Origin of the sequence: Mycobacterium sp. NPDC051804 (assembly GCF_044452905.1) — a bacterium.
Classification (GTDB): Bacteria; Actinomycetota; Actinomycetes; order Mycobacteriales; family Mycobacteriaceae; genus Mycobacterium.
Genome location: NZ_JBITCD010000005.1, coordinates 235,269 through 252,325 on the forward strand (window position 1 = coordinate 235,269; position 17,057 = coordinate 252,325).

A 17,057-nucleotide genomic window follows, 5' to 3' on the forward strand; every position below is an offset into this window, starting at 1 on the left:
AGGCTCAGTGGTCGTGGACGATCACACCGCGGATGTTGCGGCCGGCGAGCATGTCGTCGTAGGCATCGTTGATGTCGGCCAGCTTGTACTCGGCGGTCACGGTCTCATCGAGCAGTAGCTTGCCGTCGCGGTAGAGGTTCAGGAGCCGCGGGATGTCCGCGCGCGGGTTCGCCTCGCCGTAGAGGCTGCCGAGCAGGCGCTTCTGGAACAGCGTCACCATCGCCATCGGGAGCGTCGGCGTCACGTCGGCCATCGATGCGATCGCCGTCATCACGACGGCGCCGCCCTTGCGGACGATGTCCATGGCCTCGTTGATCATCGGCCCCTTGAGCAGGCCGACGGTCAGCAACGCGGAATCGGCCATCACGCCGCGGGTCAGTTCGGCGACCAGCTCCATGGCCTCGGGCATCGACGTCACGAAGTGGGTGGCGCCGAACTGGAATGCCTTCTCCCGCTTCGATTCCACGGTGTCGACGACCACGATGTGCTCGGCGCCGGCCAGCCGCGCGCCCTGGATCGCGCCGCTGCCGATACCGCCGCAGCCGATCACCACGACGGTGTCACCCGGCGTCACGTCGGCGGTGTTGACCGCCGACCCCCAGCCCGTCATCACGCCGCAGCCGAGCAGACATGCGCGCGACAGGGGCAGGTCGTCGTCGACCTTCACCAACGAGGTCTCCGAGACCGTGCTCAGTTCGGAGAAGCTTCCGACGCCGACCATGACGCCGACGTCCTTACCCTGTGCCCGGCGTCGGTAGGTGCCGTCGGCCTGCAGGCCCAGCAGGATGACCGCGCCCATGTCGCACAGGTTTTGGTGTCCGCTGGCGCACCAGCGGCAGCGGCCGCATGCGGGCAGGAAGGACGCCACCACATGATCGCCGGGCTTCAGATCCTTCACACCGGGACCGACTTCCTGCACGACGCCAGCACCTTCGTGCCCGCCGATCGTCGGAAGAGTCACGCCGGCGAGATCACCGGTCTGGACGTGATGGTCGGAATGGCACAACCCGGTCGCCTCGAATGAGACGAGGACCTCGCCCTCTTTCGGTCCGTCGAGGTCAATCTCCTCGACACTCCACGGCTTGTTGAGTTCCCACAGAACGGCGGCGTTGGTCTTCATGCGCGAGAGTTTAGGGAAACTGCGACGCGGGTTGGGCTGAATCGAAAGGCTTACTGTTTATTGTGCGAGAACCAGTCCGCCGAGCGCGACGATCCAGCTGGCGAAGCTGCCCACCAAGAAGTACTCCGTCACGTCATCGATGCCGATATGCCCGTTCTCGCGGGACTTCTGCGCGTTGATTTCCGGGAACCGGATGATGCTCTTGGCGGCGACGACGGCGGTCGCGGCGGCCAGCTGACCGGCCAGGCCGAGCCCGAGGATCAGCAGCCGTTCCATCGGGCCGAGCAGACGGCCGCCCTTGAGCCGGTCGGATGCCTGCGGCTGACCGGCTGGCTTCACCGCGCCGACCGAGGCGAGAACCAGCCGCACCAATTGGTTTCCGGTCACGATCTGTAGCAGCACCACCGCGACGATCATGAGTAGCCGGTCGGTCTCCAAGCCGGCGACTCCAGGCAGGTCGACCCATGCCGACCACCGTCGTACCACGCCACCTGCCTCAGACCCCAAGCCTGACAACAGAATCAGTAGCGCTACCGCCGCGGCGAACACGATGAGCGGTGCCAGTTGACCGTCACCGGTTCGCTCGGAACGCGCACACAGCACGACCCATGCGATGCTCGCCGCGATCGCGATCTCGAGCAGGACGATGTCGCGGGGGTGCCATAGGCCCGCAAGCGCTGCACACGCGATGACCACAGTCGGCGCGACGACCGGCGCTACCCACGACCGGTCGGTCAGCCGCCGCGCCACGTCCGCGATGCCCATCGCGATCAGCATCACCGCCAGTGCGCTCACGGGACACCCCGCAGGTACTGCGATGCCACGACGATTAAGTCCAGGCCGTCGCGCCCCGCGCGCTGTGAGACCGCCGAAGCACTTATGCCCTCGGCGGCGGCGATGTCCTTCTTCGTCTGGCTGGTCAACAGGCTCTTCACTATCCGTATCGATCGGTCGTCCAGCGATCCAAGCAGATGGTCCCGACACAGCAGGGCGGCGTTGATCGCGTCCGCGTCGGCGCGGTCTTCGCCAGCGATCCGGAACGACGTGCGGACCATCGCCAGTCCCGGTTGCCGTTGCGCGTGGGCCGTCCACTCGATCGCTTCGCGCGCGGCCCACCATCCGGGACCGTCCTGGATTCCGCGCTCGGGATCGAGGACCGATACCGCCCCCCAGCCGATGCCGAACCGGACATCGATCTGGGTCGCGACGGCGAGCCTTATGGACAGTGCGGCGTCGATCGCCGCGCCGACGGTGGGATAACTGCCCTGAAACTCGTCGCCGACAGTGAACGCGGGCGGGTCGATCGCGCCTGCACCCACGTCGCGCAAGGCGTCATTCAGCGCAACGTGGACCGCGGGGCGATCGGCGACGCGGCGCGATCCCACGACGTCGCCGATCAGCGCAGCGCGCACCCCCGATGAAGCATCACGCTTAATATCAGTCATATGAAGACTATAGCTTCATTACCAGAGAATAAAGCTGATGTCTTCAGGAGGCCAAAAACTCGCTGATGAGGTCTGCCACCTGCTGTGGCTCCTCGGTAGGCGGATGGTGGTGGACGCCGGCCAGGACGTGCAACCGGCTGTTCGGCATCGTGGCGTGTGCGGCGCGCGCATGCTCGACGGGGATGACGCGATCCTCATCGCCGCTGATGATCAGCGCGGGCAGGTCGTCGCTGCAGCACAGGCGGTTGATCGCGGACACCGCCTGCCCGCGGAAATCGACGACCGAGCGCAGCGTGCGCAGGAACGCCTTCCTGTTGTCGCGGTTGGCCAGAGCGGGCCGGGCGGCGAAGCGATGGCTGGAACCCGCCAGTGCCCGCACCGCGTTGCCCGCGGCGACGGCTGGCCTCGACGCGAGCATCGGCAACACGATCTCGGAGCCGGGCAACGACAGCAGCCGCAGGACGCGGCCGACATCACCGCCGAAGCCGCCGCTGCTGATGAGCACCATTCGCTCGCAGTACTGACGATGCTGATGGGCGAACTGCATGGCGACGCCGCCGCCGAGCGAGTGGCCGACCACCGTGACCCGGCTGATGCCGAGCTCGTCCAGCAGGTCGCGCAGCAATACGGCGAAGGCGCCGACCGAATAGTCGCCGCGTGGCTTGTCGGATTGTCCGTGCCCCAGCAGATCTGGGGCAATCACGCGATACTTCCCGGCGAGCAGCGGGATCACGCCGCTCCAGGTCTGCGAGCTGCCGCCCATGCCGTGGATGAGCAGAATGACCTCGCCCGAACCCTCGTCACGGTAGGCGACCCGGTCGCCGTGCACGGTCATCACCTTGACGCCCTTGGTGTCGTCCACCGCGGCACTGCTTGCCGCCGGTGCCGTCAAGACCGGTGCGGCCACGACGGCGGCGCAGGTGGCTGCGCCGATCAACAGGCTCTTCAGGGCGTTCATTTCGTACTCCGTTTCGGGTTGATCTCTTGATCTACCTCAACGGTAAAACGGGACACCCCAACACTTCTCGCTTGTGCTCACAACTGGCGCAAACGACAATTTGCCGCTTTTGCGCATTCTGCTCAGTGAGTGAACGTGGTGGCTTTTGACGGCCACCAGTTGGCCTTGCCGATGAGCGAGGCGAGTGCGGGCACGGTGATGGTGCGCACCACGAACGTGTCGATCAGCAGACCCACCCCGATGATGAAACCGGTCTGGACCATCGTGGACAGGCCGCCGAACAACAGGCCGAACATCGAGCCCGCGAAGATGATCCCGGCCGAGGTGATCACCCCGCCCGTCGAGCGGACCGCACGAATGATGCCGGAGCGGACGCCGTTGTGGGATTCCTCGCGGATACGCGTTATCAGCAACAAGTTGTAGTCCGCGCCGACGGCGACGAGCACGATGAATGCGGTCGCAGGCACGTTCCAGTAGATCTGCTGACCGAGTATGAACTGGAAGAAGACGACACCGAGACCAAGCGCGGACATATACGAGATGACCACCGAGGCAATGAGATACAGCGGTGCGACGAGGGCCCGCAGCAACGCGACCAGTATGAGGAACACGACGATCAGGGTCATGATGACGATCAGTCGCAGATCATGGTCGTAGTAGTCGCGAATGGTGCTGTACATCGGCGTCGGGCCGACCATGGAGATCGTCGCATCCGACAGTTTGGTGTTCGGCTGTGCGGCCCTGGCCGTGTCGAGTATCGGCGCGACCTCGTCCATGGCCTCGGTGCTGAACGGGTCGAACTTCGTCTCGACGAGATAGCGGACGGAACGCCCATCGGGTGAGATGAACAGCTTCGCGGCGTTCTTGAAGGTGTCGGTCGTCAGCGCGTTCGGCGGGATGTACATACCGGCCATCGACGGTTGCGACGCGCCCTGCTCGATCGAGTTCAGCATGGTGGCGGCCTGGTTCATGCCGACCCCCATCTTCTTGGTCTGATCGACCAGCATCTGCACGCCCGCCGCGAGTTGCTTGCTGCCTTCGGCCAGCTGGTTGGCTCCCTGCTCCATCTGCGCGACCTTCTGTTGCGCGGCAGCGGGATTGCCCGTGGACCGTAGATCGGCGGCCGCCGATTGCAGCAGGGTGGCCAAGTTTTCGACCTTCGTCAGCACGTCTTGCGCACCGCTTTGGCCTGCCAGCTGCTGCAGTGCGGCGCGGCCCTGGCTGCAGGCCGGGTCGGCGTCGCACTGCGGGCTGTTGTTCAGCACAGCGAGCATCGCAGTCGCGTTGTCGCCAACAGTGTTGGTCTGGGTGCTCGCGTACGACCGGACGGCGTCAAGCAGCTGGCTGGTTTGTGCGCTGGAGAGCTGCTGCTGTACCTGGTTGAGTGTGCTTGTCAGCGCGGTCATCGATCTGGCGGCCGATTGAATCTGGTCGCGAATGCTGGCGAGGGTATCGGCCAGCTTCTGAGCGCCGCTGCTGAGTGCGTCGAGATCGGTTGTCTTGCTACTGATCTGCGAGGAAGCATCCTCGAGCTTCGACCCGACCTCACCGGCCTGGTAGCTGACCTTCGTCTGATCCAGTGGCTGGCCCGTCGGGCGGGTGATCCCGCGCACCGACGTGATGTTCGGCAGCTGCGCCACGCGCTGGGCCATCTGCTCCATGTCGGCCAGCGCCTGCGGGTTACGCAGATCGTGCGGGGACCTGATGTAGATGTATTCCGGTAGCAGGGCGCTTGTCGAAAAATGTTCTGCCATCTCGGCGTAACCCTGGTTGCTTTCCGCCGAGGCGGACAGCTGCATGCGGTCGTTGAAGGTCGGGTGCATCATCATCGCGCAGGCGCCCAGCGCGATCAGGACGGCCAGGCTCGCGAACAGATGGGACTTGGGACGCCGCACGAGTTGAACCGCCGAGCGCTGCCACAGCCGGTTCGTCAGCGGCGCCCGAGGAGTGACCCACCCGCGACGACCGGTGAGCACGAGGATGGCGGGCAACAGCGTGACCGCTGCGAAGAACGCCACCGCGATCGAAACAGCCAGCGCCGGGCCGACACTGGTGAATGCGGGTAACCGGGTGAAGATCATGCCGCAGAATGTGACGGCCACCGTGGCAGCGGACGCCGCGATCACCTTGCCGATGGAGCCCAGCGCCTTCTGCACCGCCACGTCGGAGTCGACGCCGGTCCGTAGGTATTCGTGATAGCGGCTGATGAGGAAGACGGCGTAGTCGGTGCCGGCGCCGACGATCATCGCGGTCATCAACGCCACCGTCATCGCACTGACGTTCAGGCCGATCGTCGTCAGGGCTGACACCACTCCCTGTGCCGATGCCACCGAGATGGCGATGGTGATCAGCGGCAACAACGCGGTGATGGGTCGTCGGTAGATCACGAGCAGAATGACCATCACCATGATCGCGGTGGCGATCTCGATCATGTGCATATCGCGTGCGCTGACGATCGACATGTCGCCGATGACGGCCGCCTGCCCCGTCACATGCGTCGTCAGCCCGGAGTTCGCGGTGGCTTGTTCGACGATCTGGCTGACCCGTTTGTACGCGTCCGACGATTCGGGTGAGCCGGCCGGCGCCTTGAGCGTCACCGCCATGTAGAAGGCCTTGTTGTCCTGGCTGACCATCAGCTGGCGCAACGCGGGTGTGCTCGCGAAGTCCTCCACCGAGGACACGTCCCGACCATCGCTGCGCAGCTTGTCGGCTAGGGCGCGGTACGTGTTGTCATTGGCGGGTGACAGCCCCTGATCGTTGGACATGACGACGATCAGGATGTTCTGCGCGGAGTCCCCGAAGTCCTTGGCCATCTGTTCGGTTGCCGCCATCGCCTGCGGCGGCAGCGGCTGGACCGTCTGGTTCTCCACGATCTTCGTCAGCGGGGGGAAGACGAGCGCCAACACCACGACCAAGCCCACCCAGGCGGCGATGACGAGCCACGGCGCGCGCACCACCACCTGACCCAACGACTTCAGCACACACGTACCTCTTCTATGCGGCGATCTCTGCGGCGATCCCGTTGAGCTGAGAATCCCACTGCACCGTCGCAGTGAGCGAGAATTCTGCGAGAGTGCTGAAAATCGCCTCCTGCAACTGCGCGATCGTGCTCGGGTGAGCCGGATCGTACGCGAGAACCGAGACGAAGACCTGTCCGTTCACGCGCCCGGACAACATCCCCAGCAGACCACCGGCGCGATCCATCGTCTGACGGGTCACCCTGGGATACAGCGAGCGCATCGAGAAGGAGTCGGCTTCCGTGCCGTCGGGCCGATTGGTGGCGGCCGCGACATCGCCGAGGTTGGACGAGCAGACCGCTGTCGTACCGCCCGCAGCCACGGTGACCAACTTCTTGATGACCCGTTTGGGCAGGAAGGGGACGATGGGGAGCAGAGCGAAGCGCTCGTCCGGCGTTTCCTGGACTTTGATCAGCGCCTCCTTGACGGCGGCGCGGACCCCTCGGAGGTCGGTCGTCACCCTTGTCGGATCGACCGTCACGTCCGCGTTGCCCACAGCGTTGGCCCGGGTGTCACCTTCGACGCGTTCGTTGATCGGCACCGCCAAGGTGGCCAGACCTCCGTCAGCGGTGACGCGACCGGCCCGCTGCGCGAACTTCGCGGCCAATCCGGCGAGTAGGGAGTTGGGTGTCCCGCCGAGCGACCGGGCGACCCTGTCCCACTCGTCCATGTCGACGAAGACCGTCGCGGCGGGCAACTCGATCTGCTCGTTCGGGGCTGCGATGGGCGCCGAGACCGGTGCGGCGGCGAGCGCTTCGCGCCGGGCACGCCGGGCCATCCGCGCGCCGGTGACGATCGCCCGGCCGACAGAAGGCATGTCGCGAGCGGTCTGGCGGGCGTCCTGGCGCACCGCCCGCCAACGGCGTCGTGATCCGGCGGCCGGCCACGAGATGGAATCGTCGCGACCACTTGCGGCGTCGGCCAGCCCGGTGCTGAGCCCCACCCCGTCGGCAAGGCCGTGCGAAATGATCAGACTCAGTCCGGTCCCGCCGTCGGTGAACGGCAGCACGGCGAGATGCCACGCGGGCCCGTGCTCATAATCCAATTCGATGGCGGTCTGCTCGCGCAGCCACGCGCCGAATTCCTCGCGGGGGCGGGCCGGCGCAACCTCGATGGCAGGTGCGTCGTTGGCTGCGACCCACCGATGGCGACCGAACGGCAACGGTGACCGTTCGACGTGACGCGACAGGCGCCCGCGCAGCAGGTGCTGGTGGAATTGGCGCAGCCCATCCATGTCGATGGCACGGTTGTACGTCCACACGCACTGGAGCAGGTTGGTCGCCCCGGTCGCGCGCTCACCCTGGAAGACGACCTGATCGGCCAGATCCAGCAGCGTGCTCGTGTCCTCGTGGTTCTTCATGCGTCGCTTCATTTCCTTGCGTCCTTTCATTTCACAGCGGTTGAATTGGCATGGCGGGCAACTTCTTCGATCCAGTCCTCGGTGGTCGTCCGGGCGACGTCGGTGAACGCTCCCGTCAGCGCCGCGATGTAGCGGTGCACCGAATCGCGTGCGACGGAGTTGTCGGGGAACGAGACGGTGACCGTGGTACGCCCGGCGTGGCGGTTGATCCACATGTTGATTCCGCCGTGCGACAGGTTGTCGCCGTAGGTGCCGAAGCCGGTCTCTTCCCACAGCGCCGCGACGGGGATCTTGCGGAAGTCCATGAAGGACACCATCATTGTCGGCTTGCTCGGCATTTTGATGCCCAGCTGATCGACCGGGGCGACCTCGAGCACGCGCTCGACGGGAACACTTGCCAGGCCCCGATTGGAGTCGAAGGACTTCTGCGCGGCGCGGGCCGCATCGCCGAAGCAACCGTCCCCGATCGGCACGGTGACCGGAAACAGGCCGGCGAACCAGCCGACGCTCAGGGTCTCGTCGCCCGGCAGCCGGGTGTCCGACGGGGTGAAGCCGTGATACGTGGTGGTGCCGGTGAGCTGATGCTCGGCCAGCGCCGCGCACGCCATGACGCCGCCGGAGAAACGTGCGCCGACGCTGCGGCACGCCGAGTCGAAGGCCTCGGTCTCTTCGTCGTTGAGCAGGTCGACGGTGATGAAGTCACCCTTGTTGTTCGACCAGGTGTCGCCCAACTCCAGCGGAAAGCTCGGCCAGTCACCGTCAGTGTCCTGCGCGAAAGAGATCCAGTCCCGGATCTCCGGTGACGACAGGTCCATGGCGGCCACCTGCTCGCTCTGCCGGGCGGTGTAGCCGCGGTACCCGCCGACCTCGGTCTGCGCGACCGGCCGGCCAGCGATCAGATCCTGATACGCCAGGTGGATGTCCAGGAAGATGATGCCCGCGGACATACCGTCGATGTGCAGATGGTCAACACTGGCGTAGAAGGTGAAATGGTCGGCCTTCTGAATGACGCCGAACGTGAAGCAGTCCCAATCCAGGGTGTCCGGAGTCGACGTCAATGCATGCTCACGAATATCCTCGGCGGCCATTTCACCGTACGAAAAAGGCACGAATTCGATTTGTTCCGGATTCGCGATCGTGCGGCGGAAGATATTGCCGTTCTCGAACCCGAAGGCGCTGTGATAAGTGTTGTGGCGGCGGATGTGGCTGTTGATCGCGGTGGTCATCGCGACGATGTCGCAGGTCCCCTCGATCTCCCAGGACACCACCATCAAGCGAGGTAGTTGACGTCCCAGCGCCCGGCCGTAGAAGGCGGCGCGTAGATGTGAAGCCTGCTGAAAGCTCGGCGGCAGCGCATCGCGGTCGGACGTCGTCATGATCTCGCGAGAAGCATCCGAGGCGGTCCATGTGGTGACCGGGCCCTGCGCCGGCTGCCATGAATTGATGGGTCCCAATGCGACCATTTCGCTAACTCCTTTTATGCCATTCGGGTTTTTTCTCTCGTCCCGTTGCATTTGAAGTTACGGAGCCGCAGGCTCAAAGGCTCGCTTGTGCTCGCAAGTCGCGAAGTGATCGATTTATCGCTTTTGCGCATTCTGCTCACACGTCGGCCGTACGCTCGGCGCATGGCCCTGAAGCCCCGGTTCGACGTGCGGCTCGCCACCCAGGTGTTGCTGCTGCAGGTCGCCGTGGTGACGCTCACGCTCGGTATCGCGGGCGGCGCGCTGGCGTTCTTCAGCCACCAGCGGATCACGGCCGAAGTCGGCACCCGCGCCCTCGACGTGGCTCGGGTGGTGGCGTTCGCTCCCGCGGTACGGGCTGACGTCGCGCGCTACGACGACACCGGGTTGCCCGACGGGCCGGAGCGGGCCGACGAACTGGCCGATGGTCAGCTGCAACTGATCGCCTCGGAGGTGCGGAAGCGGACAGACGTGTTGTTCGTGGTGATCACCAACGACCAGGGCATCAGACTCGCCCACCCGGACGTCGACGAACTCGGTAAGCGGGTGAGCACTGACCCCGCCGATGCGCTGGCGGGACGTGAGTCGGTGATCGACCAGTCCGGCACGCTTGGACCGTCCGTTCGTGCCAAAGTGCCTGTCTTGCGGCCGAATTCGCAAGAGGTGATCGGTGAGGTCAGCGTCGGCGTCTCCACATCGACCATTCGCGACCAGCTGTGGACTGACGTACGAACGGCCGCGATGCTGGTCGGGGGAGCGCTGCTCATCGGCGTCGTCGGTTCATTCCTGCTCGCCAAGCGCTGGCGCGCACTGACATTGGGACTGCAGCCCTCCGAACTGGCCGAGATGGTCCGCGGTCAGGCAGCAATCCTGCACGGTATCGGCGAGGGTGTGCTGGCCGCAGACACGTCATGGAAGACGACGTTCGTCAACGACGAGGCGTGCCATCTGCTCGAGATCGACGACGAGCGAGGCCGTCCGGTGGAGGAGATCGGATTGACGCCCCGGGTCCTCGACGTGTTCAAATCTGCCGATCCGGCGCCGACCATCGCCACCGTCGGGGACCGCATCGTCGTCGTGTCCGCGCGCCGGGTCTCACGTGAAGGCAACGACCTCGGCACCGTGCTGATCGTGCGCGATCGCACCGACGTGGAATCCCTGACCCGGCAGCTCGACGCGGTGCAGTTGATGAGTACCGCACTGCGCGCGCAGCGTCACGAGTTCGCCAACCGGCTGCATCTGTTGAATGGGCTGTTGCACAGCGGCCATGTCGAGGAGGCCGAGCAGTACCTGGAGGAACTGCTCGGTTCGGGACCGCTGGGATCGGCACTGCCCGGCATGGATGCCATTCGCGACGCGTTCCTGCAGGCGTTCCTCGCGGCGAAGGCCGCGACCGCGCGCGAGGCCGGGGTGACATTGCGAATCGGCGAGAACACCTGGGTTTCGGGTCGGCTCGCGCTGCCCGTCGATGTCACCACCGTGCTCGGCAATCTGATCGACAATGCGATCGATGCCGCGCGTACCGGTGCCGATGAGACGAAGATCGTGGAAGTCGAACTGCTGCAGGATGGTTCGACGCTGCACATCACCGTCGCGGACACCGGTGACGGTGTCGCGCAGGACTTTGTTCAGCATGTGTTCACCGAGGGCAAGTCGACCAAACCGGATTCGGGGATACCCGGCGGTCGTGGAATCGGGATGGCGTTGTCGCGCCAGATCAGCAACGCCCTCGGGGGAGACCTACGACTGTCGAGCACGGGAAACCCCGATGCCGAGTTGCATGGTGCGGAGTTCATCGCCCGGCTGCCGGGCGTATTGATCGAGGAGGAGGCTCAATGGGTGACGCAGGACTGACGGTGCTGGTCGTCGACGACGACTTCCGTGTCGCCAACATGCATGCCGGTATCGTCAGCGCGCTGCCGGGCTTCACAGTGTCCGCGACGGTGAATACCCTCGCCGCGGCACGCGAGGCCGAAGCGGTCGATCTCGCGCTGGTCGACGTTTATCTGCCCGACGGGTCCGGTGTCGACTTCGTGCGTGAACTGCGCTGCGACAGCTTCATTCTCAGCGCGGCGACCGAGGCCGAGACCGTCCGGGCGGCGGTCGCCGCAGGCGCACTGAGCTACCTGGTCAAACCCTTTGTCCCGGCCGATCTGGCCGCCCGGCTTGCTGGCTACGCCCGCTACCGCAAAATCCTGTCGGGATCGAATCTGAGCGCCCAGGACGTCGACGCCGCACTCGACGCACTGCGCCCCAAGGTCGCCGCACCGCAGACGTCGGTCACGGCCACATCACCCACCAAACAACTTGTCCTGAAGGCACTGCGCGCCGCGGAGGGGCCGATGTCCTCGGCGGAGGTGTCCACGGCGATCGGGGTCTCGCGAGCGACGGCGCAGCGGTATCTGGCCACCCTCGCGGCGGCCGGTGAGGTCAAAACGCGACTGCGGTATGGCACCACGGGCCGTCCAGAGCAGGAATTCATCGCCGCCGAGGCGGCCGCTACTCGACGAAGGCCGCCGCCGCCTGCAGGTGTTTGACCGCGTCACGCACAATCGCCTCGACCAGTTCGGCGCATGACGGCAGGTCGGCGAGGATTCCGGCGACCTGGCCCGAGGCCAGCACGCCCGCGTCGGTGTTGCCCTCGACGAGGCCGGCCTTCAGCAGCATCGGGGTATTGGCCGCCATGACGACCTGCGACCAGGTCAACTCCTTGCCGTGCCGCATCTCCAGGCCATCGCTGATCATCGAACGCCACGTCATGCCCGACATCTTCTTGAACTTCTGCGCATTGCGGACCGCCGCGGAGAAGCCCCGGAGCTTCGAGCCGCTCTCGAGTTTCTCGACCAGTCCGGTGCGCAGCACGCGATGCGGCATACCGTCGACGCGCGTCGACACGACGGTGCCGTCCAATCCGGACTCGAGATAGCGCTGCTTCACGGCATCGGGCACCGTCGAGTCCGAGGTCAAAAGGAACCGGGTGCCCATGGCGACGCCCCCAGCGCCGTAGGACAGCGCCGCCGCGAGCCCGCGACCGTCGAAGAATCCGCCTGCCGCCACGACAGGGATGTCGACCGCGTCAAGGACCGACGGCAACAGCAACGTCGTGGCGATCGGGCCGGTGTGACCGCCGCCCTCGCCGCCCTGCACGATCACCGCGTCGGCACCCCAGCCGGCCACCTTTTTGGCGTGCTTGGCCAGACCGACCGACGGAATCACCACAACCCCGGCATCTTTGAGCTTTGCGATCAGGTCGGGTTTGGGTGCCAGCGCGAACGACGCCACCTTCACGCCTTCGCGGATCAAGAGGTCGATGCGCTCGTTCGCGTCACCGGCGTCGGCCCTGATGTTGATGCCGAACGGCTTGTCGGTGGCGGCCTTCACCTTCGTGACGGCGGTCGCCAGCTCCTCGAGCGTCATGGTCGCCGACGCCAGGATGCCGAGCCCGCCGGCGTTGGACGTCGCCGCCACCAGCCGCGCACCCGCCACCCAGCCCATCCCGGTCTGCACCACCGGATGCTCGATGCCGACCAACTCGGTCAGCGGAGTGCGCAGCTTACTCATCAGCGGATTTCCCTGTCCCGGAGTGATTTCGGATCAATGACCTCGCGGATCAGCTTCTGCTCTTCCTCGTTGGGCAGTCGCGTCGTATCCGCCGCCTCCAAACCGTGCACCTCGAACGAAGTGTTCTCGGCGACCTGCTCGGCCTCGACGCCCGGATGCAGCGACAGCGCGCGCATCTGGTGGTCGGGTCCGTTGAAGTCGAACACGCCGAGGTTGGATACCACCCGGAACACGTTGACGAAGCGGTAGGCGGGATTCTCGGGATCGACCTTGTCCCAGCCGATTCCGGATACTACGTCGACGGAGTCGCCGAACACTCGCTTGGAGTGGTTGCCGACCCAGTAGCTCGTAGCATGGTTGATCGTGTTGCCAGGAGCGCCGCGCACACCGAACATCTGGCGGGTCGGATGCTGCAGCGGACCGAACGCGGACAGGTTCTGGTTGCCATACCGGTCGACCTGATTGGCGCCCATGACGACATGGCGCCTGCCCCAGGCCAGCGTCTCGAAGACACGACCGAACGGCATCCAGCCCTCGATCGCCCCAGTGGCACCGAGCGCTGGGGTGTCGGCCAGCAGCCGGGCCTCTCCGTCGGTCAGCAGGATGTCGGGGGAGAAGGTCAGACGCGCCAGTCGCGCCCCGATCGACACCATGTTCGCCATCGGGCTGACCATGATCTCGCCTGCGTCACGGAACAATTCGGCGCACGCGACGGCGCACACCTCGGCACGGGTCACTGACATCACTGGCTCTCCCCAAATTTCCGCACGGCCGCCTGGTAGTCGGCCTCGCTTCCGGACAGATAGGTCTTGACGAACTCGTGCCACGTCTCGTCGGATCCCGCCGCCTCGGCGTAGTGCCGCTGGAACTTCTCGTCGCGGCGGTAGTCCGGCTCGGCCGTCGTGAAGTGCGCACCGTTGGGCGCCTCGACGACGGAATCCACCATCATCCGGTTGATCAGCAGGGCCTGTGGCGGCACCGCCTTGACCAATTCCTCTGTGGGCACCACTCGTTCGACGGACAGGAATCGCTTCTGCGCGGCCATCAGGAACAGGTCGTCGAAATACGGGTCGATGCCGGTGTATGCGGCATTGCCTTGGGCGTCACTGAGATTCATGTGGACGAAAGCGGCGTCGAGGTTCAGCGCGGGCATCGCGATGAGTTCCTCGAAACCGTCACCGGTGGGGTAGGGAGATCTCACGGTCTTCAGTTCGTCGCCCCAGAACGCGCGGACGTCGCTGCCCAGCCCGGCGCGGATCGGCAGGAACGGCAGGCGTTGCGCTGCGGCCTGCAGCCCGCAGCGCACCATGCCCTCGTCCATCTCGCGGGCCTCGATGGCACCGGTGGTGCGCGCTTTGGCGAACCACGGGTCGTAGAACGGCGGCGAATCCAGCGATACGAAGCCGTAGTAGACGCGCTTGACCTTGTCCGCCGAGCACAGCAGCCCGAGATCGGGACCGCCGTAGGTGATGATTGTCAGGTCCTTGACGTCGGTGCGTAGCAGGGCCCGTACGAACGCCATCGGCTTACGCCGCGACCCCCAACCACCGATGCCGATGGTCATGCCGCTCTCGATGGACGCGACGGCCTCGTCCAAAGTCGTTCTCTTGTCGGTCATTTGCCCTTCTTCGTTCCGGCGAATGCATCGCGGTGCTCATCGGCCACGCCTGCGAGGTTGAGCTCGAACGTGAAGCCCTGTTCCATCCGGTAGCTCGAGTTCACCTTCTGCACGTCGATGAGGTTCAGCGCCTCCTTGGCCGCGCGGATGACCCGGGTGTCCTTGGCGGCGATATCGCGCGCAACCCGCAGTGCGGCCTCGTCGAGTTCGTCGCGCGGCACGACCTCGTGCACCGACCCGAAGTGGTGCAGGGTCGCGGCGTCGACAGTGGCCGCGGTGAAGAACAGTCGCCGCATCATGTGCTGTGGCACCAACCGCGACAGGTGCGTCGCCGCACCCAGTGCGCCGCGTTCGACCTCGGGCAGACCGAAGGTCGCGTCGTCGGAGGCGACGATGACGTCCGCGTTGCCGACGAGCCCGATGCCGCCGCCGACGCAGAAGCCGTTGACCGCGGCGACCACGGGCACCTCGCACTCGTACACCGCGCGGAACGCATGGAAGCAGCCGCGGTTGGCGTCGATGAGCGCGGTGAAGCCCTCGGTGTTCTGCATCTCCTTGATGTCCACACCCGCGTTGAAGCCGCGGCCCTCGGCGCGCAGGATCACGACGTGGGTGCTGTGGTCACGTCCGGCGGCGGTGATCGCGTCACCGAGTTCGAACCAGCCGCGCGATGGGATCGCGTTGACCTTCGGATAGTCGACGGTGACCGAGACGATGCCCGGTTCGACCGTCTTGGTGGTGATCGTCATGGGAGATACCTCGGTTACTCTGGGGGTCGCTACCTAAGCAAGCACTTGCTTGGTACGCTAGCACAGTGACCGACCGCCCAGAGATAGTCCTCGGACTCAAAGACAGGGTCGTCCTGGTGACCGGAGGAGTACGCGGCGTCGGCGCCGGCATCAGCTCTGTGTTCGCCGCTCAAGGTGCGACCGTGGTGACGTGTGCACGTAGGCCGGTAGACGGATCGCCCTACGAATTCCACAGCTGCGACGTGCGCGACGACGACTCGGTGGCGGCACTGATCAAAGCGGTCACCGACCGTCACGGCCGCCTGGACGTAGTCGTCAACAACGCGGGTGGATCGCCCTACGTGCTGGCCGCCGAATCGTCGGCGAAGTTCAATACGAAGATCGTGGAACTCAACCTGCTGGGCCCGCTGTCGGTGTCGATCCACGCGAACGCGGTGATGCAGGAGCAGGCGCAAGGCGGATCGATCATCAACGTCGCCAGCGTCAGTGGGCGCAGGCCGACACCCGGTACTGCACCGTACGGCGCGGCCAAGGCGGGTATGGAGAGCATCACCTCGACGCTGGCCGTCGAATGGGCACCGAAGGTTCGGGTGAACTCGGTGGTCGTCGGGATGGTGGAGACCGAGCAGTCGGAGTTGTTCTACGGCGACGCTGACTCCATTGCAGCGATATCGAAGAACGTTCCGCTGGGCCGTCTCGCGAAACCGGACGACGTCGGTTGGGCCGCAGCGTTTTTGGCTTCCGATGTCGCGTCGTACATTAGCGGCGCCTCGCTGGAGGTGCACGGCGGCGGCGAGCCCCCGCATTACCTGGCAACAACCACTGCTGACATCAAATAAACAGGGAGATAAGAAATATGGGACTGCTCGACGGCCGTGTGGTCATCGTGACGGGCGCCGGCGGCGGTATCGGCCGCGCACATGCGCTGGCGTTCGCCGCCGAGGGTGCGCGGGTGGTGGTCAATGACATCGGTGTCGGACTCGACGGTTCGCCCGCGGGCGGCGGCAGCGCCGCGCAGGGTGTCGTCGACGAGATCACCGCGGCGGGGGGCGAAGCCGTCACCAGCGGTGCCAACGTCGCCGACTGGGCGCAGGCCGAGGGCCTGATCCAGACGGCCGTCGATTCGTTCGGCGGTCTCGACGTGCTCGTCAACAATGCTGGCATCGTCCGCGACCGGATGTTCGCCAACACCAGCGAGGAAGAGTTCGACGCCGTCGTCGCGGTTCACCTCAAGGGACACTTCGCGACCATGCGCCATGCCGCCGCCTACTGGCGCGCGCAGTCGAAGGCCGGCAATACTCCCGACGCCCGCATCATCAACACGAGCTCGGGCGCCGGCCTGCAAGGCAGTGTGGGACAGGCGAATTACAGCGCGGCCAAGGCGGGCATTGCAGCGATGACGCTTGTCGCCTCCGCCGAGATGGGTCGTTACGGCGTCACCGTCAACGCCATCGCGCCGTCGGCGAGGACCCGGATGACCGAGACGGTGTTCGCCGAGATGATGTCCACCCAGGACAAGGACTTCGACGCGATGGCGCCGGAAAATGTTTCGCCGCTGGTGGTTTGGCTCGGCAGTGTCGAGTCCAAGGATGTCACCGGCAAGATGTTCGAGGTCGAGGGTGGCATCATCCGAATCGCCGAGGGGTGGGCGCACGGCCCGCAGGTCGACAAGGGCGGCCGCTGGGATCCCGCCGAACTCGGACCCGTCGTCAGCTCTCTGCTCGCTGAGGCGCGCCCGCCGGTGCCGGTCTACGGGGCCTGATCGCCGC

15 protein-coding genes are annotated in these 17,057 nt (G+C 65.6%); 4 read left to right on the forward strand and 11 right to left on the reverse strand.

The annotated features are described in order from the left end of the window. Positions 1-4 precede the first annotated feature (4 nt). From ACIA48_RS20805 to ACIA48_RS20835, 7 genes are all read right to left on the reverse strand, one after another. Positions 5-1,120 (reverse strand): NDMA-dependent alcohol dehydrogenase, encoded by a 1,116-nt coding sequence (locus ACIA48_RS20805; protein ID WP_396735711.1) that lies wholly within the window; start codon positions 1,118-1,120, stop codon positions 5-7. Between the two features lie 57 nt (positions 1,121-1,177). After that, a complete protein-coding gene (locus tag ACIA48_RS20810) occupies positions 1,178-1,915 on the reverse strand; it encodes a hypothetical protein (protein ID WP_396735714.1) in 738 nt (245 codons plus the stop codon). Further along, positions 1,912-2,565, reverse strand: a complete 654-nt coding sequence (locus ACIA48_RS20815) for a SatD family protein (protein ID WP_396735716.1) — start codon at positions 2,563-2,565, stop codon at positions 1,912-1,914. The genes ACIA48_RS20810 and ACIA48_RS20815 overlap by 4 nt, the downstream gene beginning before the upstream one ends. Before the next feature lie 43 nt (positions 2,566-2,608). Next, the gene (locus ACIA48_RS20820; protein WP_396736815.1) at positions 2,609-3,400 is read right to left on the reverse strand and encodes an alpha/beta fold hydrolase; all 792 of its coding nucleotides are present in this window, start codon (positions 3,398-3,400) and stop codon (positions 2,609-2,611) included. Between the two features lie 245 nt (positions 3,401-3,645). After that, complete coding sequence (locus tag ACIA48_RS20825; RefSeq protein WP_396735719.1) at positions 3,646-6,504, reverse strand: RND family transporter; 2,859 nt, start codon at positions 6,502-6,504, stop codon at positions 3,646-3,648. A gap of 13 nt (positions 6,505-6,517) precedes the next feature. Continuing rightward, the gene (locus tag ACIA48_RS20830) at positions 6,518-7,912 is read right to left on the reverse strand and encodes a hypothetical protein (RefSeq protein ID WP_396735722.1); all 1,395 of its coding nucleotides are present in this window, start codon (positions 7,910-7,912) and stop codon (positions 6,518-6,520) included. Positions 7,913-7,926: 14 nt separating this feature from the next. Further along, positions 7,927-9,363, reverse strand: coding sequence for a condensation domain-containing protein (locus ACIA48_RS20835; RefSeq protein ID WP_396735724.1), 1,437 nt, complete (start codon positions 9,361-9,363; stop codon positions 7,927-7,929). Positions 9,364-9,525: 162 nt separating this feature from the next. Here ACIA48_RS20835 and ACIA48_RS20840 point away from each other — a divergent pair, with 162 nt between their 5' ends. Together ACIA48_RS20840 and ACIA48_RS20845 are read left to right on the forward strand one after the other, a co-directional pair. Then, positions 9,526-11,214: an ATP-binding protein gene (locus ACIA48_RS20840; RefSeq protein WP_396735727.1), complete on the forward strand. Its 1,689-nt coding sequence runs from the start codon at positions 9,526-9,528 to the stop codon at positions 11,212-11,214. Further along, a complete protein-coding gene (locus ACIA48_RS20845) occupies positions 11,196-11,897 on the forward strand; it encodes a response regulator (protein ID WP_396735730.1) in 702 nt (233 codons plus the stop codon). Before ACIA48_RS20840 ends, ACIA48_RS20845 begins: the two co-directional genes overlap by 19 nt. Here the strand turns inward: ACIA48_RS20845 and ipdC are convergent. From ipdC to echA20, 4 genes are read right to left on the reverse strand one after another with little or no spacing between them, the layout of a single operon-like run. Beyond that, positions 11,860-12,921, reverse strand: coding sequence for a (3aS,4S,5R,7aS)-5-hydroxy-7a-methyl-1-oxo-octahydro-1H-indene-4-carboxyl-CoA dehydrogenase (gene ipdC / locus ACIA48_RS20850; protein ID WP_396735733.1), 1,062 nt, complete (start codon positions 12,919-12,921; stop codon positions 11,860-11,862). The two genes, ACIA48_RS20845 and ipdC, sit on opposite strands and share 38 nt — an antisense overlap. After that, positions 12,921-13,664, reverse strand: a complete 744-nt coding sequence (gene ipdB, locus ACIA48_RS20855; protein WP_396735736.1) for a cholesterol ring-cleaving hydrolase subunit IpdB — start codon at positions 13,662-13,664, stop codon at positions 12,921-12,923. The genes ipdC and ipdB overlap by 1 nt, the downstream gene beginning before the upstream one ends. Next, the gene (ipdA, locus tag ACIA48_RS20860) at positions 13,664-14,539 is read right to left on the reverse strand and encodes a cholesterol ring-cleaving hydrolase subunit IpdA (protein ID WP_396735739.1); all 876 of its coding nucleotides are present in this window, start codon (positions 14,537-14,539) and stop codon (positions 13,664-13,666) included. Before ipdA ends, ipdB begins: the two co-directional genes overlap by 1 nt. After that, positions 14,536-15,288, reverse strand: coding sequence for a (7aS)-7a-methyl-1,5-dioxo-2,3,5,6,7,7a-hexahydro-1H-indene-carboxyl-CoA hydrolase (gene echA20 / locus ACIA48_RS20865; RefSeq protein WP_396735742.1), 753 nt, complete (start codon positions 15,286-15,288; stop codon positions 14,536-14,538). The genes ipdA and echA20 overlap by 4 nt, the downstream gene beginning before the upstream one ends. A gap of 65 nt (positions 15,289-15,353) precedes the next feature. Between echA20 and ACIA48_RS20870 the strand changes: the two genes are divergently transcribed. After that, entirely contained in the window at positions 15,354-16,127 is a 774-nt protein-coding gene (locus tag ACIA48_RS20870; protein WP_396735744.1) for an SDR family oxidoreductase, read from the forward strand. Between the two features lie 17 nt (positions 16,128-16,144). Then, positions 16,145-17,050 carry an SDR family oxidoreductase gene (locus ACIA48_RS20875; protein ID WP_396735747.1) on the forward strand — a complete coding sequence of 302 codons (906 nt, stop codon included), beginning with the start codon at positions 16,145-16,147 and terminating at the stop codon, positions 17,048-17,050. The last annotated feature ends 7 nt before the right edge of the window (positions 17,051-17,057 follow it).